The organism is Kosakonia beeri (assembly GCF_054165705.1).
On record NZ_CM135106.1, the window covers coordinates 4809396 to 4833716 of the forward strand.

The window sequence follows — 24321 nt, forward strand, 5'->3', positions numbered from 1 at the left end:
GGTTATTTCACCGTATTGCGTATTATGATTTCCGCCTCATTGCCTTTCACTTTACGTGACCAGAGAGACGTCAAAATCGGCACCAGAACTGAGGTGACAATTACCGAGGTCGCCACCAGAGCAGTCGCTGCGGGTGCCATCGCTTTAAAGTCCGGCACCATTTCAGCAATCAGCACCGGCGTGGCCACCGCAGCACCCGCAGAGCTGGAGGCTGCCAGCCCGGCAGTGCCATCGCCACCGCCAATCATTTTGTCGGCAATGATCAGCGGAATTCCGGTAATTACAATCACCGCCAGCCCCAGCAGAATGCCTAACAACCCGGTTTGAGCAATCACGCTTAAATCAATGGTATTACCCAGCGCGAAAGCAAAAAACGGGATCAGGGTCTGTACGGCTTTACTGAAGAACTCTCGCAGTTCCGGATCCAGGTTCCCTAACGCGAAGCCGACCAGAAAGGGCAACACAGCCCCCACGAACACGTGCGGCTCGAAGGAGGCGATCCCAGCGGTACCAAGGATAATCATTGTCATCAACGGCCCGGATTCGAGCGACATCAGCACAAAGGCCCCGGCTTCCTCTTTGGTGCCATATTGCTGCATGATGGATGCATAAAGCCCGCCATTGGTCATATCCATCGAGGCCACCAGCGCCAGCGTCGACAACCCGGCAAAGAAACCCGCCTCTACGCCATGCGCGGGGATTAAGCGTGACGCAACGGCGGCCACTACCCATGCCACGGCGATTTTTGTCACCACCAGCGTACCGGATTTACGCAGTACCGTCCCGGTAGCGCTCAGCTTGATCGACGCCCCCATGCAGAAAAACCACACCGCCAGAATCGGCACCGTGCCGGTGATCATCCCGTTTGTGAAGGAGCCGAAATATTTTCCCGCACCGGGCGCAAAAGTGTGGCACAACGCACCGATAAACAAGGGAACCAGCATCATACCGCCCGGAATTCTCTCTATTGCACGTTTGATTTGCATATATTCACCTGTCGTCAAAACCCACTGATTTTGCTGCGCCGACCGAGGGACGCTCAGCGCTGATGACAGGATGTTAGAACCACTTCGGAGAGGGAAAAGTGATCAACCGTACATAACAAAACATTATTTCATTATTTTAGGATCAATGTTTTTATTAGCTAGCGCGCTCACACTTTGCCATAAAAAAACCCCCGTCGGCAGTGCCTGGCGGGGGTTTATCTCACCTCAGGGTGAGCGACGAAATCGTCTTATTTTTTCGCAGCAAAACGGGCAGCAGCTTCGTCCCAGTTCACCACGTTCCAGAACTCTTTAATATAGTCCGGGCGGCGGTTCTGGAATTTCAGATAGTAAGCATGTTCCCACACATCCAGGCCCACGATCGGGAGGCCGGACGCGCCAGAAATCGCTTCGCCCATCAGCGGGGAATCCTGGTTTGCTGTCGAAACGACCGCCAGTTTGTCGCCTTTCAGCACCAGCCACGCCCAGCCGGAACCAAAGCGGGTTGCAGCCGCTTTTTCAAATTCAGCTTTGAAGTTATCAACGGAACCGAAGTCACGTTCGATAGCGGCTTTCAGATCACCCTGCAGGGTGGTGCCTTTTTTCAGGCCTTTCCAGAACAGGCTGTGGTTAGCGTGGCCGCCTGCGTTGTTACGCAGCACGGTTTTTTTATCTGCTGGCAGCTGATCCAGCTTGGTGATCAGTTCTTCAACAGGCAGATTTGCGAACTCCGGCAGGCTTTCCAGCGCTGCGTTTGCATTGTTCACATAAGTCTGGTGATGTTTGGTGTGATGGATTTCCATCGTTTGCTTGTCGAAGTGCGGTTCAAGGGCATCATACGCGTACGGCAGAGCAGGCAGTGTATAGCTCATGATCATCTCCATTAAAGGTAAGCGGCTACTGTGTTAATGCCGCGTAAGCAGTTGGTTCATTATAGTTAATTAAATGATATTGAAAATGTTTATCAATGCCGTAGTTTTTATAAGGTTATAACTTTTGGTTATGTTACTGAAATTGTGAAGCCGCTCACCTCCATAACGCGCTCATTGCCAGCTCCCGCCGTTACGCGGCAAACGCCTCAAGGTTAATCCTGCGCCTGATTTTTACACTCATCGGGTCGGCTGCTCGTATCCCGGCGATAAAAACAAAGAGGATCCAAAATGAGTAACGCGATTACGATGGGTATTTTATGGCATTTGATAGGTGCGGCCAGTGCAGCCTGTTTCTATGCCCCGTTTAAAAAAGTGCAACACTGGTCCTGGGAGACCATGTGGTCAATCGGCGGCATCGTCTCCTGGTTGATCCTTCCCTGGACTATCAGCGCGCTGTTATTGCCTGATTTTTGGGCTTATTTCAGCTCGTTTAATGCCTCCACACTACTGCCAGTGTTCCTGTTCGGCGCCATGTGGGGTATCGGCAACATTAACTATGGCCTGACCATGCGTTATTTGGGCATGTCGATGGGCATTGGTATCGCGATTGGCATCACCCTGATTGTCGGTACGCTAATGACGCCGATTATTAATGGTAACTTCGATGTGTTAATTGGCACCCCTGGCGGTCGCATGACGTTGCTCGGCGTGCTGGTTGCCCTTGTTGGCGTGGCGATTGTGACGCGTGCGGGCCAGTTGAAAGAACGCAAAATGGGCATCAAAGCAGAAGAGTTCAGCCTGAAAAAAGGGCTGGCGCTGGCCATTATGTGCGGCGTGTTTTCCGCTGGCATGTCCTTCGCCATGAATGCCGCAAAACCGATGCACGAGGCCGCAGCAGCACTGGGAATCGACCCGCTATACACCGCATTGCCCAGCTATGTGGTGATCATGGGCGGCGGTGCGCTGGTAAACCTCGGCTTCTGTTTTATTCGTCTGGCAAAAATGAAAAACTTGTCGATAAAAGCCGACTTCTCGCTGGCAAAACCGCTACTTATTAGTAATGTTCTGCTGTCCGCGTTGGGTGGGTTGATGTGGTATTTGCAGTTCTTTTTTTATGCGTGGGGTCACGCACGCATCCCGGCCCAGTATGATTACATCAGTTGGATGCTGCACATGAGCTTCTATGTGCTGTGCGGCGGTATCGTTGGGCTGGTTCTGAAAGAGTGGAAAAACGCCGGCCGCCAGCCGGTCGGGGTTCTCAGTCTGGGTTGTGTGGTGATCATTGTCGCCGCCAACATCGTTGGCCTCGGCATGGCCAGTTGATCAGGCTGCAATACGACTACGATGACGCCACTGACCTGGCGTCATCCCTACCTCACGACTAAACACCACCGAAAAGTAGTTACTGTCTTCAAACCCGCATTGCATGGCGATTTCGCTGATCATCTGCTCAGAATGCTGCAACAGGTACTGCGCATGGCAAATACGCAACTGACGCAAGTAGTGGTTGATGGTCATTCCGGTCTGGGTGCGAAACTGCTGACGCAACGCCCTTTCACTGCACTGCTCCTGCTCGCAAAACTGCTCCAGCACAAAACTGCGGTTCAAACTACCGGACAACGCAGTGATCAACTTATCCAGCAGGGCTTCACTGTGGGTGGCCGCAAGATTATCGGTGGCGAAACGGTGGCGTTTTAGCGTCAATATGAGCTGCGCGAACAGTGTTTCCGCCATGAGATTGTCGAGCGGATCGGGCCTTGCGCTCTCATGCTCAAGTTGCGTAATGACCTGCCGCGCCTGTGCCATACCTGTGCTACCAATACGCCAGTGCGGTACCCAATTTGAGCCATGCAGGCCGGGAATATGCGCTGCCCAATCAAGATTTAAGGTCAGCCGTTCCGGACAATAGATAATATTTTGCAGCACCAGATCGTTAACCGACGCGTACGAATGGCAATCTTCCGCACGGATATAAAACAAATCACCGCGGGTAATGCGGTAAGGGCGACCATTAAGCACATGCAAACCGTTGCCGCGCCATACCAGCACCAGTTCATAAAACTCATGGGTATGTTCGGCAAAGACATTTTGCGGATAGCGATCCGCCACCGCAACGGCCTGGCCAGCGCGGGGAAAGAAGTCTGCTTTACGAAGGATTAACTGACCTGCCACAACGCCACCTCTGCCGTGAACAACCTGCCATTATTAGCGGATCCACGGCAAAAAATCGGTGATAGCCTTCTCGTTACTGAAGCAGCATATCACGCCCCTGACGGATATCGCGCGGCGACCAGTTGAACTCACGACGGAACAGCGTTGAGAAGTGGTTGCTGTCGCCAAACCCACAACGGAAGGCAATATCCGTTACGCTGTCATCGCTATGGCGCAGCATATGGCGCGCTTTAATAAGCCTTAACCGGTTGAGGTAGCGCTGCGGCGTCAGGCCCGTAGAATGCTTCATCTGGCGGTGCAGCGTGCGCAGTGAGAGCGTAAAGTGTTCCGCCAGCGTTTCCCAGCACACATCTTCCGCAAAGTGATCTTCCAGCCACAACATCAACTGATTCAATCGGGCATCATTATTCACCGCCCCTTCTTGCAGGCTGCTTTTACGCAATAAAACCAGCAACTGCATAAACAAGATCTCACGGTTGGCAATGCCATGGGTGTCCATTTCGCTATCCGACGCCTCCATCTGACCGATGATGGCACGAACCTGCGTAAGCGCCTGCTGATTCACCCGCCAATGCGACGGATAGTGGCCATCCTGCTCTTGCGGTAAAAGCTGATTCAGCCCCGATAAAAACTGGAATGCCTCCGGCGAACGGTACAGAACATTCGTCAGGCAAAGGTTATCAGTATGTTCATACAAGTGCCGGTCATGGTCGCGCACAAAGCACACTGTACCGCCGCTGATGGTGTAGGGCTGACCGTTAAAAACATGAATGCCGGTACCATGCTCAACGATCACAATTTCATGAAAATCATGATGATGCTCAGGGAAAGCCGCCTGGGGTAATCGCGGCTCAATGGCAACAGGTGATTTACCTGACGGGAAAAAATCCACGCTATGAAGTACGGTCATACTTGCCCCCAACCCAACAATGAGAAACGTTCTCAAAATAGTAATTAAGGGTTCTCAACCTCACCTTAAATTTTCGACACTATTTCGCGCATAGCCTGCCGTTTTTTCAAGAAACGGCGGGAAAGATCGGGAAATGTGGCCAGGGTCACAATGGCCGAAAACCCCGCCATAACTGGAAACTGTGAACTCTCTCACGTTCATCTTTGCTTTCTTGCCAGCGCTAAATCGCCGCTGTCCGTAACAAGAAGGTACAACGCCTCGCCCTTTTTTAGACTGTTCGCAATGACTCTAAGAAGGACCCGCTCATGACTTTTCGCCATTGTGTTGCCGTTGATTTAGGCGCGTCCAGCGGACGCGTCATGCTGGCGCGTTACGATCGCCAACAACGCACACTTTCGCTTCGCGAAATCCACCGTTTCGTTAACTGCCTGCAAAAGGTTGAGGGTGTTGACTGCTGGGATATTGATAGCCTGGAAGCCGAAATCCGCTTCGGTCTGCAAAAGGTGTGTGAAGAAGGTATTCAACCTGACAGCATCGGTATCGACACCTGGGGCGTCGACTATGTTTTGATAAACCGCCATGGTGAACGTGTCGGCCTGCCTGTTGCCTACCGCGACAATCGTACCGACGGCATCATGAACCGTGCGATGCAAGCACCGGGCAAAACCGACATTTATCTGCGCAGCGGCATTCAGTTTTTACCGTTCAACACCCTGTATCAATTGCGGGCGCTGGCGGAACAGCAGCCTGAATTACTGGAGCAAGCCGATCATGCTCTGCTGATCCCGGATTACTTTAGCTACCGTCTTACCGGCAATCTGAATTGGGAATATACCAACGCCACCACCACGCAACTGGTCAACATCAACACAGATAACTGGGACAGCACGCTGCTGGACTGGGCTGGCGTTCCTGCACGCTGGTTCGGCACGCCAACGCACCCGGGAAATGTGATTGGTCACTGGGTGTGCCCGCAGAATCATCGCATTCCAGTCGTCGCTGTCGCCAGTCACGACACCGCCAGCGCCGTTATTGCCGCACCGCTGGCAGATAAAGATGCTGCGTATTTATCGTCAGGCACCTGGTCGCTGATGGGTTTTGAGAGCAAAACCCCTTACACCAGCGAGAACGCGCTGGCGGCCAATATTACCAACGAAGGCGGTGCAGAAGGGCGTTATCGGGTGCTGAAAAACATCATGGGGCTCTGGTTGCTGCAACGCGTTCTGAAAGAGCAAAGCATTACCGATCTCCCGGCGCTGATTGCCCAAACGGAACAGATCGCCACGTGCTGTTTTGTCATCAATCCAAACGATGAGCGCTTTATCAACCCGGACAATATGAGTGCCGAAATCCAGGCCGCCTGCCGGGAAGCAGGCCAACAGGCCCCGCAAAGTTCGGCTGAACTGGCGCGCTGTATTTTCGACAGTCTTGCGCTGCTGTATGCCGACGTACTCGGTGAACTGGCGAGCCTGCGCGGTCACCCCTTTACCCGTCTGCATATTGTCGGAGGCGGCTGTCAGAACCAGCTACTGAACCAGTTGTGCGCAGACGCCTGCGGCCTGCCAGTGATCGCTGGCCCGGTTGAGGCCTCCACGCTCGGCAATATCGGCATTCAACTGATGACGCTGGATGAACTGACCCACGTTGATGACTTCCGCAAGGTGGTCGTCGCTAACCACGACCTGATCACCTTTACCCCCAATCCTGATAATGAAATCGCCCGCTATGTCGCGCGCTTTCAGCAAAAACGACAGACAAAGGAGCTTTGCGCATGACCACTCAACTTGAACAAGCCTGGGAAATTGCTAAACAGCGTTTCGCCGCTGTGGGTATTGATGTCGAGGAGGCGTTGCGTCAGCTTGATCGCCTGCCGGTCTCAATGCACTGCTGGCAGGGCGATGATGTAGCCGGTTTCGAAAACCCGGAAGGTAGCCTGACCGGCGGGATCCAGGCTACCGGCAGTTATCCTGGCAAAGCGCGTAACGCCATGGAACTGCGTGCCGATTTGGAGCAAGCGCTGAGCCTGATCCCCGGCCCCAAACGTGTCAACCTGCATGCGCTTTATCTGGAAGCAGATGCCCCGGTGAGCCGCGATCAGATCAAACCGGAGCACTTCAGAAATTGGGTGGAATGGGCCAAAACCAACAAACTGGGGCTGGATTTTAACCCATCCTGCTTCTCACACCCGCTGAGCGCGGACGGCTTTACTCTGTCGCATGCTAACGATGAGATCCGCCAGTTCTGGATTGACCATGTCAAAGCCAGCCGCCGCGTTTCTGCCTGGTTCGGTGAACAACTGGGTACGCCGTCGGTGATGAATATCTGGATCCCGGATGGCATGAAAGACATCACCGTTGACCGCCTGGCACCCCGCCAGCGTCTGCTAAATGCGCTGGATGAAGCCATCAGCGAAAAACTTAACCCGGCACACCATATCGACGCCGTCGAAAGCAAGCTGTTCGGTATTGGTGCTGAAAGTTACACCGTGGGCTCCAACGAGTTCTATCTGGGCTACGCCACCACCCGCCAGACTGCACTGTGTCTGGATGCCGGGCACTTCCATCCGACTGAAGTGATCTCCGACAAGATCTCCGCCGCCATGCTCTATGTTCCGCGTCTGCTGCTGCACGTCAGCCGCCCGGTACGCTGGGACAGCGACCACGTCGTGTTGCTGGATGATGAAACCCAGGCCATTGCCAGTGAAATCATCCGCCACAAACTGTTTGACCGCGTGCATATCGGTCTCGATTTCTTTGACGCTTCTATTAACCGTATCGCCGCATGGGTGATCGGTACGCGCAACATGAAAAAAGCGTTGCTGCGCGCATTGCTGGAACCGGTTGAGCAGCTGCGCAAACTGGAAGCCGATGGCGATTACACCGCGCGGCTCGCCTTATTGGAAGAGCAAAAATCCCTGCCGTGGCAGGCAGTATGGGAGATGTATTGCCAGCGCCACGATACCCCAGCAGGTAGCCAGTGGCTGGAAAGCGTGCGCGCGTATGAGAAAGACGTATTAAGCCAGCGCGGGTAACCCGTTAACCCCTCCCCGGCAAGGGTGAGGGGAAAATTTTTCAGCGTGAGGGGAAAACCCCGCACCGTATTAACAGGAACAACAAGACTATGCAGACCATTATTAATTCCTGGTTCGTCCAGGGGATGATTAAAGCCACCTCCGACGCCTGGCTGAAAGGTTGGGATGAACGTAACGGCGGCAACCTGACCCTGCGTCTGGATGATGCGGACATTGCGCCGTTTGAGGCGGATTTCCATCAGAAGCCACGGTACATTGCACTGAGCCAGCCAATGCCATTGCTGGCGAACACGCCGTTTATTGTTACCGGCTCAGGCAAATTCTTCCGCAACGTGCAGCTCGATCCGACAGCGAATTTGGGCGTGGTCAAAGTCGACAGCGATGGCGCGGGTTACCACATTCTGTGGGGACTGACCCATGAAGCCGTGCCGACGTCTGAGCTGCCGGCGCACTTTTTATCCCACTGCGAACGTATCAAAGCCACAGGCGGCAAAGATCGGGTCATCATGCACTGCCATGCCACTAATCTGATTGCGCTGACCTACGTGCTGGAAAATAACGCCGACTTTATCACCCGTAAACTGTGGGAAGGCAGCACAGAGTGTCTGGTGGTCTTCCCGGACGGGGTTGGCATTCTGCCGTGGATGGTGCCGGGCACCGATGAAATCGGTCAGGCAACTGCCACAGATATGCAGAAACACTCACTGGTACTGTGGCCGTTCCACGGCGTCTTCGGCAGCGGCCCGACGCTGGATGAAACGTTTGGCCTGATCGACACCGCGGAGAAGTCCGCAGAAGTACTGGTAAAAATCTATTCGATGGGCGGCATGAAACAGACCATCACTCAGGAAGAACTGATTGCACTGGGCAAACGCTTTGGCGTTACACCGCTCCAGTCGGCTATTGATTTGTACAAATAACAACATCGCGCCCCGCTCACGAAGACGGGGCGAAACCTCACCTGCAAGCCCTACAAACACTAACTTATGTGGAGTAAAAGCGAGATGAAAACAAAAGCAAGCTTGATCCTCACCGTTGCCATTCTGGCGTTGTCCGGTTCCGCTGTTGCCGAAGTTAAAATCGCCCTCGTGGCGAAATCGTTAGGTAATGGTTTTTTCGAAGCAGCAAATACCGGCGCGCAGGAGGCAGCCAAAGAGTTAGGCGATGTTAAAGTGATTTACACCGGCCCCACGACCACCACGGCCGAAGCCCAGATCGAAGTACTGAACGGTTTGATCGCCCAAGGAGTGGATGCGATCGCCATTTCAGCCAACGATCCGGATGCAGTGGTGCCGGTACTGAAAAAAGCCATGCAGCGCGGCATTAAAGTGGTGTCCTGGGACTCTGGCGTGGCCAAAGCTGGGCGACAAATCCATTTGAACCCCTCCAATAACGCGCTGATCGGCGAAACGAACGTTAAACTCGCCGCAGACGCGCTAAAAGCGCTGAATGTGGAGAAAGGCGACGTGGCCATTCTCAGCGCTACACCCACCTCCACTAACCAGAATATCTGGATTGCGGAGATGAAAAAGGTTCTGCCGAAATACCCGTCCATCAACCTGGTCACTGTCGCCTATGGCGATGATTTATCTGATAAGAGCTACCGCGAAGCGGTCGGGCTGTTGAAAACCTACCCGGATTTAAAAGTGATCGTTTCACCGTCATCCGTTGGCATTGTTGCTGCCGCGCAGGCGGTAAAAGACCAGGGCAAGATCGGCAAAGTGTATGTCACTGGCCTGGGTCTGCCGTCGGAAATGGCGGGAGCTATCAAATCCGGTGCCAGTAAAAGTTTCGCAATCTGGAACCCGATCGATCTCGGCTATGCAGCAACCTATTTAGCCGATGACCTGGTGAAAGGCTCGGCGACCAAAACCGAAGCCAGCATGGGCAAACTCGGCAAGGTCAAACTGGATGCCGATGGCAGCGGCGCAATGGCAGAACCGTTCGTCTACGATGCCAGCAACATTGATAAGTTCTCAAAGATTTTCTGATCCCTTTCTCCCTCTCCTCTGTGGGGAGGGAGTGACAAGACCTGGAGAACTATCATGACTGCATCCACCCCATTGCTGTCGCTGAAGGGCATTACCAAAGTTTTTCCTGGAGTGCGTGCCCTTGAGAATGTGCAACTCGATCTCTGGCCCGGAAAAGTCACGGCGTTAATTGGTGAAAACGGCGCAGGGAAATCCACGCTGGTTAAAGTGATGACCGGCATTTATCAGCCTGAAGAGGGCGAAATACTCTACAAAGCGATTCCGATTACCCTCCCGACGCCTGAAGCGGCGCATAAAATGGGCATTACTGCCATCCACCAGGAAACCGTCCTGTTCGACGAACTGTCTGTCACTGAAAATATTTTTGTCGGCCAGTATTTGTATAAGGGCCTATTTAAAAAACTCGACTGGCCCGCTATGCACCAGAAAGCGCGCGATATTCTGTCACGGCTGGAGGTGCAAATTGACCCACACGCGACCTTAAAAACCTTAAGCATTGCGCAACGCCATATGGTGGCGATTGCCCGTGCGCTCTCCTTTGACGCGCAGGTGGTGATTCTGGATGAACCGACTGCCGCGCTGTCACAACATGAAATCCTGGAGTTTTACCAAATCGTCGAACGGCTAAAACAGGAAGGTAAGGCGATTCTGTTCATCTCACATAAGTTCGATGAAATTTTTGAACTGGCGGATCACTACACCATCTTGCGTGATGGCGTGTACGTTGACTCCGGGGCGATTCAGGCGATCAGCGAAGAGCGCATGATCGCGATGATGGTCGGGCGCGCCATCAACCAGAGCTGGCCCAAAGTGGTTTGCGAAATGGGCGAGACGGTACTGGAGGTTAACGATCTTTGCCATCCCACCGAATTTGCCCATATCAGTTTCTCGCTGCGCAAAGGCGAAATCCTCGGCTTTTACGGGCTGGTTGGTGCCGGGCGCACTGAACTGATGCAGGCGCTTTGCGGCGTGTCACGCCCCCTTTCCGGCAACATTATTCTCAATGGCAAAACGGTGCATTTCCACCAGCCTGCAGACGCAATCAACGCCGGGATCGTGTACGTGCCAGAAGAGCGGCAAAAACAGGGGGCGATTATCGCGTTACCAATTGCCCAGAACATCAGTTTGCCACAACTCAGTAAGTTAAACGGCAATGGTGTACTGAACGATGCCCGTGAATGGGCACTGGCGGATGAGTATGCCCGCCGTTTGCAGGTAAAGGCGTTTAGCTGGCGGCAGGCGGTAGAAACGCTTTCCGGGGGTAATCAGCAAAAAGTGGTGATCGGCAAATGGCTGGCGACCCATCCGGATGTGATCATCCTCGACGAGCCCACGAAAGGGATCGATATCGGATCGAAAGCGGCCGTGCATCAATTTATGTCGGAACTGGTGGCGCAAGGGCTGGCAGTGATCATGGTGTCTTCTGAACTGCCGGAGGTCATGGGCATGAGCGACCGGATTATTGTGATGCATGAAGGACTGATGGTCGCGCAATACCAGGCGGGAGAAGCCACAGCAGAAACCATTGTCAGCGCCGCCAGCGGTGCGGGTAAGGAGGCGGCATAATGTGGCAACAACTGCTTAAACACCGCGAAGCCTTGCTGGCCGGGGTGATTGTGTTGCTGGTTCTGGCAATTGGCAGCCGCGTACCGTCGTTTATCAGCCCCGGAAACCTGGTGGAGATGTTCAACGATACCGCCATTCTGATCATTCTTGCCCTTGGGCAAATGATGGTGTTGCTTACTAAAGGCATCGATTTGTCGATGGCGGCGAATCTGGCGTTAACCGGCATGATTGTGGCGCTGATCAACTTCCACCACCCGGATGTGCCCGTCTGGTCGTTGCTGCTACTGGCAACCTTCCTCGGGCTGATAATGGGCGTGATTAACGGTTTACTGGTGTGGAAACTCGGGATACCGGCGATCGTGGTTACGCTCGGCACCATGAGCATCTGGCGCGGGATTATCTTCCTGTTGTCCGGTGGAGGCTGGGTCAACTCTAACCAGATGGGAGCCGATTTCCTGGCGCTTCCGCGCGCCAGCGTGCTGGGTCTGCCAGTGCTGAGCTGGTGCGCAGTAGCAACATTGCTGCTGGTGGGCTACTTCCTGCGTTATAGCCGTACCGGACGCGCACTTTACACCGCAGGCGGAAACGCAACGGCAGCGTACTACACCGGGATCAACGCAGGCAAAATGCAGTTTGTCAGTTTTTGCCTTTCCGGTGCGCTGGCGGGGTTTTGCGGCTATTTATGGATCTCCCGTTTTGCCGTTGCGTATGTTGATGTGGCAAACGGTTTTGAACTGCAAGTCGTGGCAGCCTGTGTGATCGGCGGCATTAGCACCATGGGAGGAACCGGGCGCGTGATGGGGTGCCTGTTCGGTGCGTTATTTCTCGGGGTCATCAATAATGCGTTGCCAGTGATTGGTATTTCGCCCTTCTGGCAAATGGCCATCTCCGGCACGGTGATTGTGATTGCGGTTCTGCTCAACGAACGTGGCAACAAGCGTAAAGGCCGGCTGATCCTGCGCGATGCGGCCCTGGCGCGCCAGAAACAGGCGGTGAAATCATGAGTAAAATGCTGACCTCCGAAGCCGTAAAACCAACGCCCGGCACAACCCCTTTCTTGCAACGGTTATTGTGCTGGGAAGGTTTTTTACTGGCTGTCACTCTGGCGGTGTTTGTGGTGAACGCGCTTGCCTCTCCTTATTTCCTTAATATCTGGAACCTGTCTGACGCCACATTTAATTTCACTGAAAAGGCGATCATTGTGCTGCCGATGGCAATGTTGATTATCGCCAGAGAGATTGATCTCTCTGTGGCGTCCACCATGGCGCTCAGCTCAACAGTGATGGGGTTCTGCGCCCAGGCAGGCATCGACACACCGCTTCTGGTCTGTGTGGGGCTCAGCGTTGGTTTGCTGTGCGGGTTGTTCAACGGTCTGCTGGTGACGCGTTTCAACCTTTCGTCGATTGTTATCACCATCGGCACCATGAGCCTTTATCGCGGCATTACGTACATTTTACTTGGCGATCAGGCGCTAAACAGCTGGCCTGAGAGCTTCGCCTGGTTCGGTCAGGGCTATGTGTGGGGTGCACTGTCGTTTGAGTTTGCGCTATTCATCGCGCTGGCGCTGTTGTTTGCCTTCCTGCTGCATAAGACCAACTTTGGCCGCCGGACCTATGCCATCGGCAATAACCCGACCGGTGCATGGTATTCCGGTATTAATGTTAAGCGGCACAACCTGATCCTGTTTGCTCTGGTCGGGCTGATGGCGGGCCTGGCCGCGATCCTGCTGACATCGCGCCTGGGCAGTACCCGCCCGACACTGGCGCTGGGTTGGGAACTCTCCGTCGTGACCATGGCGGTGCTTGGCGGCGTCAATATTCTCGGCGGTTCCGGCAGTATGCCCGGCGTGATCATCGCTGCTTTTTTAATGGGGCTGGTCACCTTCGGCCTCAGCCTGCTCAATGTGCCAGGCATTGTGATGTCGATTATTGTCGGCGCAATGCTGATTGTGGTGATTTCCCTGCCAATTATCACCCGTCGCGTGATGCAACGCAGGCGTATGTAAAAGACAAGAAAGGATCCCTCCGGCGGCAACGCACTCTGGCGTCGGAAAAAATCACAGCAATTTAAGGAGCATCATGATGAGTTTTATGTTGGCACTACCCAAAATCAGCCTGCATGGCGCAGGCGCTATCGGCGATATGATCAGACTGGTGGCAAATAAGCAGTGGGGAAAAGCGCTGATCGTAACTGATGGTCAACTGGTGAAACTGGGACTACTGAACAGCCTGTTTGCCGCGCTCAAGGAACATAACATGCCCTACCATCTGTTCGATGAGGTGTTCCCGAATCCTACCGAAGAACTGGTGCAGAAAGGCTATGAGGCTTATAAAAATACCGGCTGCAATTTTGTGATCGCCTTTGGCGGCGGCAGCCCAATCGACACCGCCAAAGCGGTAAAAATCCTCACCGCCAACCCAGGTCCTTCCACCGCGTATTCGGGCGTCGGCAAAGTAAAAAACGCCGGTGTACCTCTGGTAGCGATTAACACCACGGCCGGAACAGCGGCAGAAATGACCAGCAATGCAGTGATCATCGATTCTGCACGCCAGGTGAAAGAAGTCATTATTGATCCGAACATCATTCCGGATATCGCCGTCGACGATGCCAGCGTAATGCTGGACATTCCGGCGTCGATAACCGCCGCCACGGGCATGGACGCGTTGACCCACGCCGTTGAAGCCTATGTTTCTGTGGGTGCGCACCCGTTAACCGATGCCAACGCGCTGGAGGCAATCCGCCTGATCTCTCTGTGGCTGCCCAAAGCCGTAGAGAACGGTCATGACATTGACGCTCGCGAACAAATGGCGTTTGGTCAGTATCTGGCGGGCATGGCGTTTAACAGCGCCGGTCTGGGTCTGGTGCATGCGCTTGCACATCAACCCGGTGCAACACACAACCTGCCGCACGGCGTCTGTAACGCCATCCTGCTGCCGATCATCGAGAACTTTAACCGGCCGAATGCAGTTGCGCGCTTTGCACGCGTGGCGCAGGCGATGGGCGTGAACACTCAGAACATGAGCGATGAAGCGGCCAGCATGGAAGCCATTAATGCAATCCGCACCTTGAGCGCCCGCGTGGGCATCCCTTCCGGCTTCAGCAAACTGGGCGTGACCAAAGCAGATATCGAAGGCTGGCTGGACAAAGCGCTGGCCGATCCGTGCGCACCGTGTAACCCGAGAACTGCCAGTCGTGATGAAGTCCGCGAACTGTACCTGGAGGCATTATGATCCGTAAAGCCTTTGTGATGCAGGTGAACCCAGATGCGCACGAAGAGTATCAACGCCGCCATAATCCCATCTGGCCGGAGCTGGAAGCGGCACTGAAAGCGGGAGGCGCGCATCACTACGCCATTTATCTGGATAAAGAGCGTAACCTGCTGTTCGCTACCGTGGAGATTGAATCGGAAGAGCGCTGGAATGCGGTCGCCAGTACGGAGATTTGCCAGCGCTGGTGGAAGTATATGCGCGACGTGATGCCAGCCAACCCGGATAACAGCCCGGCCAGCGCCGAGCTTAAAGAAGTGTTTTACCTGGACTGATGGCGTCGCTCACCCCCTCTCTTTTGTGGAGAGGGGGAATTCATGTACCGAGACATTACCCTGGTCATCAATCAATTCGACGCGAATACGCAGTGGCAATGGCAGTGATCTTACGGCCTGACTCTGCACGAAATAACGCTTTTCGCTGTACGGTGCTGTCATCATGTCCGGCAACTGTTCCACAGCATAGCTTTTGTCTGCTGCCAGTACTTGCATTGCGGCGAAAGAGAGATGCCACGGCGAACGGTTTTGACAGACAATCTCCAGTTTCTCGCCGATGTATTCCGCATGGAAGCTGAACGCCGTTGCGTTATTTTCAGGCGCGCCAAGTGCTTTGGGCCGCCAGAAAATTTTCAGCTGCGTATTCATGGTCAACACCACGCTGTGCTCCTGCAAAGAACGAACAGGCGAGCCCGGAGGGATCTCATAGATATTTAGCCAAAAAACAGACTCGCGATCTTGTGGTAGCGGTGACTGATTGTAGATCAGTCGGATCCCCTGAATTTTTTGCGGCGCAAGCGAGAACATCGGAGGAACGGTGACAAAAGGCGCTTTAACGCTGCCAGGCGCAGGGTTTATCTCTCCGTCGTCCACCCAGGTCTGCACCATTACCGGCCAGTCATTGGTATTCACCAACATCAGGCTTTGTTGCACCTGCCCTTCGGTAAAAATAACCCGCGAAGCAGAGGCTGTTACACCCGCGTGAACAGGAAGCATCATTGCCCAAAATAGCGCTCCCATCCCCACAAGTAAGCGCATCATCATTGTACTTTCACCAGGATTTGCGCGCTGGCGTAAACTTGCCCTGCACGAACAGTCTGGTTACCCACGCGGGAAAGATACGCATTGAAATCAATCGCATATTCGCTGATCCCTAATGTGCCTCCGCTGTTAACTACTCTGATGCCGTCTCGTGCGTCGTACCACCCGCCTGCCTCACCCATAGCACACGCTGTAATACAGCGTTGCCAGCCAATAAAGTTACGTATTATGCCGTCATCGGCGTTCGCAATCTGGATCCCGACCCCCTTCGCCATGCCATCTACCCCGAGGTCAGGGGGGAGTAAATAGCGAACGCCGCCAGAGCTATTCACAAGATTGAGTTGCTGTGCGGCTTGATAACTTTCATAAGGGACTTGCATGCCAAGCGCCGTCAGGCCGCTAATCGTACCGGTTCCCGCCAGCCCCTCGCAGAGAATGTTCACGGTAAACTTGCTCTGTGATTTTCCACCGCTATTTAACGCGCCGACACTGATAGGGGGAAATGTGACGACAGGCGTCACATTTTTGGCAGTGCAGGTCCGTTGCGATACCAGCTGCGCCATGGGCGCCACTCCGCCCATGTTGATACTCATCCAGTTGTCTTTCCACCAGCCGTTATAGACATAGGCCGAATCGCCCACGTCACAATACGCATCCGGGCTACCTTCAGAACAAAAAGAGACATATCCATTAGGCTGGTTACAGGTATACGTACCCGATGTCAGTTGATCCCGTTTTGCACAATAGTCTGATGGCGCTTGCCCGCGAGAAGTCGTGGTGCTAACCCGAATCAGATCCGCACGTATAGGGCTAAAATCCTTCAGCCGGATATAGATTTTCAGGCCATCCGGCGATACGACATAATTCTTTAACGGGATCCGTTGATAGTTACGTGTAAACACCCGACCAGAGTTAACATGAGTCAGGCGTATCGCCACATGACTAAAAAGCGTTGCATAGTAATTAGGGTAACCATCGAAAGCGCCTATATCAAAAAAGCCTCCGTTTCGGTCATTACCATTTGTGGCAATGATTTCATAAATATTGTTTTTGTCCGCTATATCGCAAACCCAAAGAATGCTGTCCGGACCTTTTGTATAACGAGGATTGTCATAAAAATTCACTACGCTTGAAGCCAATGGTGAACCTACTGGCTGCACTTTGTCTGTCGTGATGTTGATGGTCCCAAGCGCAAGACTGACTCCCCATCCACTTAATTCTGAGCGGGCAAAGTCAGGTCCTTTCACGCACTTTGCATTCAGGGACAAGCTGGTAAATAAGAAAAAGCTCAGCAAAGTTATCCGAAAAAATGTCATTAGCGACTCCATTACTTAGCGGCAAGGCAATGTCAACAGAGCCAACGGCTCCTGCGAGGACGGCGCATGCCAGGCAATACGGCAGCGCTCATTGGTGCGGTTTCCCCATTGAACCTGTAACTCTCCCTTTTCTTCATGGGAACGCAGGTAAATTTGATTAGCCTGCCCCACCATTCCTGTACGGTTGCCATATCCGTCATACACGCTTGTTCCCATAGGAATAGATGCGTTGTCCGGCCGTGCTGCTGTGATCAACATGGCCTGGCCTTGAAGAGTGTTAAAACGTAACCGCACCGTTGCACCGGCATAAGGCGCGACCTGCATTTTCATGGTCTGTAGCTCAACGTTGTCGTCCATATTGCCCGGGTCCAGCGTGACATGGTTGATTTGATAAGCACCTAACGCTGGAGTTATCGCATAACCAAACGCATCAACACGCGCGTTCTGACCGCCAATCACCTCAGCGCCGCTGGCACCTGGCGCATCAATTAAAGCAAAGCTATCTCCTACCCACTGACCCAGCGTCACACCACCTTTATGGGCCACAATTGCCCCCTGCAACGAAGCTGAAGCCTGCCAGTAGTTACTTGATGTAGACCAGGATGTTGCGGCATTAACGTAGGGGAAGCTGCGCTGGAGGTTGGCGCCCCATCCAGCTTGTTCCATTCTCTTATTGGCAGAAAAATTAAGGCTATAATTCAGCGGATCGTGTTCGCCATATATGCCACTCAGCGTGGACTGATAACCACCATCACTTCCGCCATTGCCGGTCGTATGGTTAACATTGGTTGAGAGTGTGGGTGAAGTACGCCGCTGACCAAGCGGTGTGGATAAAGAAAACGACCACATTGTTTGCATCTGGCGGCGAAACGAAAATACGTCGGCGTTATTGCTGACACCCGGCGTAATGCTATAGGTTCTGGCCGCTGTAACGCTTAACGAAACCCCATAATCAAACAGCTTATTCCAGCTGAGTTGATACTGTTTATCCCGTTGTTTTCCATCGCTATAATCCTGCATTGATGCGGAAGCATTAATATTGCCAAATGACGCCAATGGCTGAGAGGCGGCAAATTCAATACGGCTGCGTTGTTTCCAGGTGGGAGATTGCCACTGTTGCGCCTGACCTTGTGCATGGCGCGACCCCAGTGTGTCGTAGAGCTCAGCATACCCCTGGGCCGCATATCGGGACGCGGCCAGGGTAAATAATGTTCCGGTTTGCGGCAGTGCTTTGCTGTAGTTCAGCCGTAGCATCCAGCCACCACGGTTGCCGTCATCCTGCTGCGCCAGAGAATAAAAACTGTTTAATCCTACCGCCCCGATCGCTGAGCTATACACGCCACCGAGGGACCAGGCCATGTATCCCGACGCCAATTGATTGCCGACGTTAAACGTAAGCGCATTGGTCAATCCCTGCCGCCAGATCATTTCGCTAAAAGTATTTCCTGCGTCAATGTTCTGCACCTTTCCCGCAGTGAATGACCATTGGGATACACCCGGTCTGATCGACTCCGCCAGCGAAGAGTAAGGCATGTTGTATATATTTTTACTGCCATCCGCTTCGGTAACCACAATGGTTAAGTCGCCGGAATAATAAGTGGGATACAGATCGTCAATGACGAACGGGCCCGGCGCAACCGTCGTTTCATACAGCGTGGTCTGGTCCTGCATAACTGTGACTTTTGCATTGGTTTTTGCAATGCCCCGTACGACAGGTGCGTAACCGCGAAGAGAATCTGGCAGCATGCGTGTGTCCGAAGTGAGCTGTATGCCCCGGAAACTGATACCCGAAAAGAGTTGCCCATCGGTGTACCCTTCCCCCAACGTCATTTCGCTGCGTAAAGGGTAGATAGCGCGCTGGATATAACGGCGACTGGTATTCCAGTGATTGCCATCAATATTGCTGTAGTTCAGGCTGGATTGCTGGCGGTAACGCCATAGCCCCAGATTTATACCACCGTTAAGATTCACCCATGATGAATCCATCTTGCTTGTTTTATAGCGGCGCGACGTTGCGTGGTACTGGTTAGCCATGTAATTGATAAATAGCATACTCTCTCCGGCGTCGAGACTTTCTTCGCTCACGGCACCACGAGGAGAGGATTTTAATAATGCCTGCGGTACACTCACATCCATGCGCAGTTGTGCCAAATCGAATTTAAGCCTTACACCTTGCATCACATGATCGTCTGGCCAGTAGCATGAGGCGGGCTGTTTCTCTGGCAACGATTTAAAACGCAACATGGCAACGAGTGCATGGGGAAGGCAGGGTTCAACATTTGTACCCCGTTGTGAAAATTCAATTCCGTAGCGCGTGATAAATGTGCCGTTAAGATAAATATCCAGAGAATGACTTCCTGGCGTTATTAACGCATCCTCGTTCAGTTTTTGCAGATCACTACTGGATAATCCGCTATTTCTCAATAAAGAAGCGTCGAAGTAAAATTCGTTCTCTTTTGCTGTCGCGGTTAATGACAATAAAGTGACGAGACTGAACAAAACCCGAATATATAAACGGTACTGATACATTGACATTATCCGAATTGAACAGTACTTGCATTATAAAACCAGGAAGCTAACGAGGCAGACGATAAACCTTGCTGGATATTCCGCCATAATCATTTATTGCGTTAATAGTTAAATGACTTCCCGCCTGTTCAGGTAATAACCATTGGGCAGTAGTGTATGGTGCAATCATCCCGGTATTCTTAATTTTCTTTTTCTTGCTGCCATCTCCAGCATAAGCATCAAGAACAGAAATATAATATGCAGTAGTATTCTTAACATCTATTATTTGGCCACGCCTGTCGATTTTAATCTCATCAAGAACATTATTTGCATCCAGTGCAATTCCGGTGGGGCGATAAAAAATCTTAAGCCGGCTTTTTATCACCAGGGTTAGATGACTTTCATGATTATCTGCTTCATTTTTTGCTGGATATTGCAAAAAGTTCAGCCAAAAAAGCGATTCTCTATCCTTGGGTAAATCTTTCCCGGTGAATTTCAGGCGCATTACATGTGTCTGATTGCCATTAATACGAAAAATAGGTGGCATGGTAATGAAAGGGGCATCGGCTGTTTCTGGCGTAGAGTTCGGGTTATTGATATCCGTCCAGACCAGCACCAGAACAGGCGCTTCCCCTGCATTATTAAAGGTCAGAGATTTCTCTTTTATATCAGCTTCATAAATAACACGCGTACCCAGCAATGTTACATTAGCGCTAACACAGGCAGGTACTAAACAGAACAAGAGTAGTGCAAAAGATAGTCTTTCTGACCAATAATTAAACATTTATTAATAAGCCATCTTCGGGGCAGACGCAGAATCTGCCCCGGAACAGGTTATTGATATGTCACTGCAAACTGCGCCTGAGCCTCTACAGCCCCAACAGTAGTGACGCCCGTTGCATAATAGCGAGCAACCAAATCAAAGTTCGTAGACGTTACGCCACTGTTGATGGTCTGCATTGCAGTGGTTGCTTTATTATTATTGAACGTTAATGCCGACGCGCCCTCCACTAACTGGATAGCAACGTTGGTAGCAGGTGAGTTGGTAGCAATGTTCTTTAAATTGCCGTTATCAACATCATTCGCCACAAAGAGAATACCCGCAGATGTACTTTGGGAATTACAATTCTCTAACGTGACCGTGAAAGGCGTATCACCCGCCGTTGAACCCGAACTGCTTAATTGACCTTTACTGACAGTGGGTAAAAGGATTATTGCTGAGGTACTGCTGTTGTTGACTTTAACGGTACAGGTTTGCTCACTGACTTCACCCAGAAAGTGAACCGTGTTGTTGGCTTGTGCAACCAGTGGCAGACTTGTTAAACCAAACGCAAATAATGCTGCAAAAGAATGACTCATCCTGAGCATCTTATTCCTCCATTAATATGTATAGTAATAAAAAGAGTCAACTTATATCACACTACGAATAAGAAGATTGGATGCAAAGCATACAGCCACGGATAATTGATGTAAAGCAAGTTTCTCTAATTTTCGAAGAGGTAATACCTCTTAATATATATCAAAAAAAGCAATATATTGGGAATTAAATTTGATTCATCAATATTAATTGAACAACTCATTCATAAAGGCGATATACTATTTAAAAAATATCTGCATTTATCGCCTCCACATTATATTAGTTCTGTTCCGCAACCAGAATAGCCTGGGTTTCTGGCTCCAGGGCTTTAAAGATATGCTCCTGATCGGCCGGGTAACAGATATAGTCACCCTCGCTCAACTCTTCCGGCGCTTCAGTCAACCCGACCAGTGCACGACCTTGTGTCACAATAATATGCTCCACTGACCCGCGCGGATGAGGCTGAGAAACACGATCAGCACCCGGTTTCGTCAGTAATAAATAAATATCGCGTCGCGCACCGGGTGGACAGGCGGCAAGCAAAATAGCCTGATAATTGGCCTGCTCTGCAACTACCTTCATACCTTCTCCGCGTCGAATTACCTGGGTTTTCGGGCTTTGTGGCTCCAGCAGGCGGGCGAAAGGAATATCCAGCGCGACGCACAATGACCAGAGCGTTTCCAGACTGGGGTTGCCGTTTCCGGCTTCCAGTTGGGAAAGCGTCGATTTGGCAATACCGGCGCGGCGGGCGATTTCCGCCAGAGAAAGCCCGGTTCGCTGGCGTTCGCGCAACAGACTTTTAGCAATCACACTCATTGGTTGTGTCATCTTTGACGTCACCCTTCATTATAATGAACATATTGTTCGATTTGAAAAACGATCCAGATATGTTCATTATAATGGCTAATCGTTCGATATGGTAAACGCATATGCTTACTCAATATTTTTCAAGCCTGAAAAGCGACACCGTCAAAGCCATTTTTCTTGTTTGCCTCGCGGTCGGCGTGGTGGGGGTATCATACGGTTCGCTGGCAATGGCGTATGGCTTTCCGCTTTGGGTCCCCCTGGCGCTCTCTCTGACTGTGCTGGCGGGTGCGTCCGAATTTATGTTTATTGGCATAGTTGCCAGCGGCGGAAATCCGCTGGCCGCTGCCGTGGCCGGGCTACTGGTAAATGCCCGCCACCTCCCTTTTGGCGTGACAGTGCGCGAGCTTGTCGGTAACGGCGCATCCGGTCTGCTGGGAAGCCACATCATGAATGATGAAAGTGTGGTGTTCGGTTTATCGCAGGCCACGCCAGAGCAGCGCAAAGCCGCCTACTGGTTATGCGGACTGGGAGTGGCTTTGTTGTGGCCTGGTGGAGTGCTGCTTGGCGCGGCAGTCGGTAAGCTGTTGCCCGCCCCGGAAACTATCGGGCTCGATGCCGTCTTCCCCGCCATCTTACTGGCACTGGTGCTGCCAGCGTTGAAAAAAAGAACCACGTTTATTCGTGCGACCAGCGGGGCGGTCCTGTCTCTTATCGCTGTACCCTTTGCGCCGGTGGGGTTGCCAGTGCTGCTCTCATTGCTGGGTCTGCTGACGAGGAAGAAATAAATGGCCAGTGTTCCATTGATTATCAGCGGTATCGCTATCCTTTCAGTCGGGACCTATTTAATGCGCCTGGGCGGTGCAAAGCTGGGTAGCCGACTGGCGCTTTCTGAGCGCTCACAAGCACTGCTTTCCGATGCCGCCACAACATTGCTGTTTGCCGTCGCGCTTGCGGCCACGCTCTATGAAAGCAATCATTTTGCCGGAATAGCTCGTGTACTGGGGGTCTTATTCGCGCTGTTTCTTGCCTGGCGTAAAATGCCGCTGATTGTGGTGATCCTCTCTGCCGCCGTGGTCACGGCACTTCTGCGACTGGCGGGGATCAGTTAACGCAAAAAAGCGCCCGAAGGCGCTCTTTCAACGGTACTGTGTGCTTATTTAGTCAGTTCGGCAGTCATATGAACCTGGTTGCCGTTATACGCTTCGGTGATCTGATAAGACGCGGCACCAGCCTGCTGAGCCTGAGCAGCGATTTTCGCTTCTGCCCCTGACAGCGTGGAATCTGTTGCGCTGATGGTTTGAGCGGCGAAAGAACCGAAAGAGGTAGCCAGAGCGATAACTGCGACAAAAGTTTTGATGCTTTTCATGATATAAATCCTTACGTTAATTTGTTGGTGTGAGGCACCGCGCCTCGATGAAATAAATAGTAGACCTGTTCTCACTCAACAAAAAGCGGAAGGATTTGTTTTCATTTTTCAATTTTTTTGATGAACTTAAAAACCCATCAAACGCTGCGGATGCGTATAGACAGTTGCCCTGCCCGGTTTGCAAAAACCCACCAGCGTCAGGTTGCAGCGCTCAGCCACTTCGACTGCCAGCGTCGTTGCAGCAGAAACCGCAAACAGGATCTCAACGCCGCACATCGCCGACTTCTGCACCATTTCATAACTGGCGCGGCTGGAAACCAGTACCGCTCCCTGCGACCATCCTTCACCCGCACGGGCGCGATGGCCCAATAATTTATCCAGCGCGACATGTCGCCCCACATCTTCATGCCCGCCAGCAAGTTCGCCGGACGGTAACATCCACGCTGCAGCATGCGTGCAGCCAGTGAGCTGACCGACTGGCTGAAAATCGGTCAAATGCGCCAGGCCCGCGTCAAGCGAGGCTAAATCAAACGTCTGGGTAAACGGCAGCGGCATTATCGGCTTACCAATGTCGTTAAGTTGTTCTACCCCGCAAACACCACAGCCTGTTCGGCCCGCCAGTGCGCGACGGCGCTCTTTCAGTCCCATAAAGCGACGGCTGGACAATTCGATTTGCACCTCAAGGCCGTTGCAGGTGGAGATGACGTCCATACCGTAGATCTCAGCAGGGGTTTCTATAATCCCTTCGGATAAGGAAAAACCTACAGCAAACCATTCGAGATCTTTGGGCGATGCCATCATCACGACATGCGAAATACCGTTGTATACCAGCGCAACGGGTACCTCTTCCGCCAGCATGTCAGGTATCGCTTGCTGCAAGTCATCGCGCTTCCACAGGGAGACCTGACGCGCCCCTGTGATGGGTGTTGCATTTTTGTGCTTTATAGCCCGTAAATCATTCACTTTTCATTAACCGTTATCGAACAAGCGTATCAACATTATGGTATTCTCAGCGCCATAACCCTCAAAACTGGAGGGAATAGACACGATTCTGCAACTTCATGTCCGAATAGGCATACCTACATTGTGGTATCGTGCGTTGCTAATCCCCAGTCATTAGCGGGATTAACAGCAATATT

At 52.4% G+C, this 24321-nt stretch carries 24 protein-coding genes; 12 read left to right on the top strand and 12 right to left on the bottom strand.

Translation table 11 applies throughout. From position 1 onward, the window contains the following. Positions 1-2: 2 nt before the first annotated feature. Positions 3-986: a 2-keto-3-deoxygluconate transporter gene (kdgT, locus tag ACUY4S_RS22740; protein WP_312691522.1), complete on the bottom strand. Its 984-nt coding sequence runs from the start codon at positions 984-986 to the stop codon at positions 3-5. 248 nt (positions 987-1234) lie between these two features. Further along, positions 1235-1855: a superoxide dismutase [Mn] gene (gene sodA, locus ACUY4S_RS22745; RefSeq protein ID WP_458022950.1), complete on the bottom strand. Its 621-nt coding sequence runs from the start codon at positions 1853-1855 to the stop codon at positions 1235-1237. Positions 1856-2143: 288 nt separating this feature from the next. On the opposite strand from sodA, the gene rhaT reads away from it, so the two are divergent. Beyond that, a complete protein-coding gene (gene rhaT / locus ACUY4S_RS22750; RefSeq protein WP_458022949.1) occupies positions 2144-3178 on the top strand; it encodes an L-rhamnose/proton symporter RhaT in 1035 nt (344 codons plus the stop codon). On the opposite strand, the gene rhaR is transcribed toward rhaT, so the two are convergent. Both rhaR and rhaS (ACUY4S_RS22760) read right to left on the bottom strand, forming a co-directional pair. Continuing rightward, the gene (rhaR, locus tag ACUY4S_RS22755; RefSeq protein ID WP_312691519.1) at positions 3179-4027 is read right to left on the bottom strand and encodes an HTH-type transcriptional activator RhaR; all 849 of its coding nucleotides are present in this window, start codon (positions 4025-4027) and stop codon (positions 3179-3181) included. A gap of 73 nt (positions 4028-4100) precedes the next feature. Next, positions 4101-4937, bottom strand: coding sequence for an HTH-type transcriptional activator RhaS (rhaS, locus tag ACUY4S_RS22760; protein WP_312691518.1), 837 nt, complete (start codon positions 4935-4937; stop codon positions 4101-4103). A gap of 305 nt (positions 4938-5242) precedes the next feature. Between rhaS (ACUY4S_RS22760) and rhaB the strand changes: the two genes are divergently transcribed. The 9 genes from rhaB (at position 5243) to rhaM (ending at position 15066) form a co-directional block, all read left to right on the top strand. Beyond that, positions 5243-6712, top strand: coding sequence for a rhamnulokinase (gene rhaB, locus ACUY4S_RS22765; RefSeq protein ID WP_312691517.1), 1470 nt, complete (start codon positions 5243-5245; stop codon positions 6710-6712). Then, the gene (gene rhaA, locus ACUY4S_RS22770) at positions 6709-7968 is read left to right on the top strand and encodes an L-rhamnose isomerase (protein ID WP_458022948.1); all 1260 of its coding nucleotides are present in this window, start codon (positions 6709-6711) and stop codon (positions 7966-7968) included. The genes rhaB and rhaA overlap by 4 nt, the downstream gene beginning before the upstream one ends. Before the next feature lie 89 nt (positions 7969-8057). After that, on the top strand, positions 8058-8888 hold the full coding sequence (gene rhaD / locus ACUY4S_RS22775) for a rhamnulose-1-phosphate aldolase (protein WP_312691515.1): 831 nt from the start codon (positions 8058-8060) through the stop codon (positions 8886-8888). Between the two features lie 84 nt (positions 8889-8972). Continuing rightward, positions 8973-9959: a rhamnose ABC transporter substrate-binding protein gene (gene rhaS, locus ACUY4S_RS22780; protein ID WP_312691514.1), complete on the top strand. Its 987-nt coding sequence runs from the start codon at positions 8973-8975 to the stop codon at positions 9957-9959. Between the two features lie 54 nt (positions 9960-10013). Continuing rightward, positions 10014-11525 carry a sugar ABC transporter ATP-binding protein gene (locus tag ACUY4S_RS22785; protein WP_458022947.1) on the top strand — a complete coding sequence of 504 codons (1512 nt, stop codon included), beginning with the start codon at positions 10014-10016 and terminating at the stop codon, positions 11523-11525. Continuing rightward, positions 11525-12529, top strand: a complete 1005-nt coding sequence (locus tag ACUY4S_RS22790) for an ABC transporter permease (protein WP_312691512.1) — start codon at positions 11525-11527, stop codon at positions 12527-12529. Before ACUY4S_RS22785 ends, ACUY4S_RS22790 begins: the two co-directional genes overlap by 1 nt. Continuing rightward, positions 12526-13530: an ABC transporter permease gene (locus tag ACUY4S_RS22795; RefSeq protein WP_312691511.1), complete on the top strand. Its 1005-nt coding sequence runs from the start codon at positions 12526-12528 to the stop codon at positions 13528-13530. The genes ACUY4S_RS22790 and ACUY4S_RS22795 overlap by 4 nt, the downstream gene beginning before the upstream one ends. A 76-nt stretch (positions 13531-13606) precedes the next feature. Continuing rightward, on the top strand, positions 13607-14755 hold the full coding sequence (gene fucO, locus ACUY4S_RS22800) for a lactaldehyde reductase (RefSeq protein WP_312691566.1): 1149 nt from the start codon (positions 13607-13609) through the stop codon (positions 14753-14755). Then, positions 14752-15066 (top strand): L-rhamnose mutarotase, encoded by a 315-nt coding sequence (rhaM, locus tag ACUY4S_RS22805; RefSeq protein WP_312691510.1) that lies wholly within the window; start codon positions 14752-14754, stop codon positions 15064-15066. Before fucO ends, rhaM begins: the two co-directional genes overlap by 4 nt. 9 nt (positions 15067-15075) lie before the next feature. Here the strand turns inward: rhaM and ACUY4S_RS22810 are convergent, their stop codons facing one another. The 6 genes from ACUY4S_RS22810 to ACUY4S_RS22835 form a co-directional block, all read right to left on the bottom strand. Next, positions 15076-15831, bottom strand: a complete 756-nt coding sequence (locus ACUY4S_RS22810; protein ID WP_458022946.1) for a fimbrial biogenesis chaperone — start codon at positions 15829-15831, stop codon at positions 15076-15078. Next, positions 15828-17144 (bottom strand): fimbrial protein, encoded by a 1317-nt coding sequence (locus ACUY4S_RS22815; RefSeq protein WP_312691508.1) that lies wholly within the window; start codon positions 17142-17144, stop codon positions 15828-15830. The genes ACUY4S_RS22810 and ACUY4S_RS22815 overlap by 4 nt, the downstream gene beginning before the upstream one ends. A 15-nt stretch (positions 17145-17159) precedes the next feature. Beyond that, entirely contained in the window at positions 17160-19679 is a 2520-nt protein-coding gene (locus ACUY4S_RS22820) for a fimbria/pilus outer membrane usher protein (RefSeq protein WP_458024234.1), read from the bottom strand. A 40-nt stretch (positions 19680-19719) separates the two neighbouring features. Further along, the gene (locus ACUY4S_RS22825; protein ID WP_312691506.1) at positions 19720-20436 is read right to left on the bottom strand and encodes a fimbrial biogenesis chaperone; all 717 of its coding nucleotides are present in this window, start codon (positions 20434-20436) and stop codon (positions 19720-19722) included. A gap of 50 nt (positions 20437-20486) precedes the next feature. Continuing rightward, positions 20487-21011: a fimbrial protein gene (locus tag ACUY4S_RS22830; protein ID WP_458022944.1), complete on the bottom strand. Its 525-nt coding sequence runs from the start codon at positions 21009-21011 to the stop codon at positions 20487-20489. A gap of 277 nt (positions 21012-21288) precedes the next feature. After that, positions 21289-21837 (bottom strand): helix-turn-helix domain-containing protein, encoded by a 549-nt coding sequence (locus ACUY4S_RS22835; protein WP_458022943.1) that lies wholly within the window; start codon positions 21835-21837, stop codon positions 21289-21291. A 101-nt stretch (positions 21838-21938) separates the two neighbouring features. Between ACUY4S_RS22835 and ACUY4S_RS22840 the strand changes: the two genes are divergently transcribed. Together ACUY4S_RS22840 and ACUY4S_RS22845 are read left to right on the top strand one after the other, a co-directional pair. Beyond that, on the top strand, positions 21939-22601 hold the full coding sequence (locus ACUY4S_RS22840) for an AzlC family ABC transporter permease (RefSeq protein ID WP_312691503.1): 663 nt from the start codon (positions 21939-21941) through the stop codon (positions 22599-22601). Next, a complete protein-coding gene (locus ACUY4S_RS22845) occupies positions 22602-22925 on the top strand; it encodes an AzlD domain-containing protein (RefSeq protein ID WP_458022942.1) in 324 nt (107 codons plus the stop codon). A 44-nt stretch (positions 22926-22969) separates the two neighbouring features. Here the strand turns inward: ACUY4S_RS22845 and ACUY4S_RS22850 are convergent, their stop codons facing one another. Next, entirely contained in the window at positions 22970-23182 is a 213-nt protein-coding gene (locus ACUY4S_RS22850; protein ID WP_312691501.1) for a YdgH/BhsA/McbA-like domain containing protein, read from the bottom strand. A gap of 126 nt (positions 23183-23308) precedes the next feature. Continuing rightward, positions 23309-24145, bottom strand: coding sequence for a formate dehydrogenase accessory sulfurtransferase FdhD (fdhD, locus tag ACUY4S_RS22855; RefSeq protein ID WP_312691500.1), 837 nt, complete (start codon positions 24143-24145; stop codon positions 23309-23311). Positions 24146-24321: the final 176 nt, after the last annotated feature.

Coding starts and splice junctions, on each gene's coding strand:
- kdgT (WP_312691522.1), bottom strand. CDS start 986: ATGCAAATCAAACGTGCAATAGAGAGAATTCCGGGCGGTATGATGCTG.
- sodA (WP_458022950.1), bottom strand. CDS start 1,855: ATGAGCTATACACTGCCTGCTCTGCCGTACGCGTATGATGCCCTTGAA.
- rhaT (WP_458022949.1), top strand. CDS start 2,144: ATGAGTAACGCGATTACGATGGGTATTTTATGGCATTTGATAGGTGCG.
- rhaS (WP_312691518.1), bottom strand. CDS start 4,937: ATGACCGTACTTCATAGCGTGGATTTTTTCCCGTCAGGTAAATCACCT.
- rhaB (WP_312691517.1), top strand. CDS start 5,243: ATGACTTTTCGCCATTGTGTTGCCGTTGATTTAGGCGCGTCCAGCGGA.
- rhaA (WP_458022948.1), top strand. CDS start 6,709: ATGACCACTCAACTTGAACAAGCCTGGGAAATTGCTAAACAGCGTTTC.
- rhaD (WP_312691515.1), top strand. CDS start 8,058: ATGCAGACCATTATTAATTCCTGGTTCGTCCAGGGGATGATTAAAGCC.
- rhaS (WP_312691514.1), top strand. CDS start 8,973: ATGAAAACAAAAGCAAGCTTGATCCTCACCGTTGCCATTCTGGCGTTG.
- ACUY4S_RS22785 (WP_458022947.1), top strand. CDS start 10,014: ATGACTGCATCCACCCCATTGCTGTCGCTGAAGGGCATTACCAAAGTT.
- ACUY4S_RS22790 (WP_312691512.1), top strand. CDS start 11,525: ATGTGGCAACAACTGCTTAAACACCGCGAAGCCTTGCTGGCCGGGGTG.
- ACUY4S_RS22795 (WP_312691511.1), top strand. CDS start 12,526: ATGAGTAAAATGCTGACCTCCGAAGCCGTAAAACCAACGCCCGGCACA.
- fucO (WP_312691566.1), top strand. CDS start 13,607: ATGAGTTTTATGTTGGCACTACCCAAAATCAGCCTGCATGGCGCAGGC.
- rhaM (WP_312691510.1), top strand. CDS start 14,752: ATGATCCGTAAAGCCTTTGTGATGCAGGTGAACCCAGATGCGCACGAA.
- ACUY4S_RS22810 (WP_458022946.1), bottom strand. CDS start 15,831: ATGATGATGCGCTTACTTGTGGGGATGGGAGCGCTATTTTGGGCAATG.
- ACUY4S_RS22815 (WP_312691508.1), bottom strand. CDS start 17,144: ATGACATTTTTTCGGATAACTTTGCTGAGCTTTTTCTTATTTACCAGC.
- ACUY4S_RS22820 (WP_458024234.1), bottom strand. CDS start 19,679: ATGTCAATGTATCAGTACCGTTTATATATTCGGGTTTTGTTCAGTCTC.
- ACUY4S_RS22825 (WP_312691506.1), bottom strand. CDS start 20,436: ATGTTTAATTATTGGTCAGAAAGACTATCTTTTGCACTACTCTTGTTC.
- ACUY4S_RS22830 (WP_458022944.1), bottom strand. CDS start 21,011: ATGAGTCATTCTTTTGCAGCATTATTTGCGTTTGGTTTAACAAGTCTG.
- ACUY4S_RS22835 (WP_458022943.1), bottom strand. CDS start 21,837: ATGACACAACCAATGAGTGTGATTGCTAAAAGTCTGTTGCGCGAACGC.
- ACUY4S_RS22840 (WP_312691503.1), top strand. CDS start 21,939: ATGCTTACTCAATATTTTTCAAGCCTGAAAAGCGACACCGTCAAAGCC.
- ACUY4S_RS22845 (WP_458022942.1), top strand. CDS start 22,602: ATGGCCAGTGTTCCATTGATTATCAGCGGTATCGCTATCCTTTCAGTC.
- ACUY4S_RS22850 (WP_312691501.1), bottom strand. CDS start 23,182: ATGAAAAGCATCAAAACTTTTGTCGCAGTTATCGCTCTGGCTACCTCT.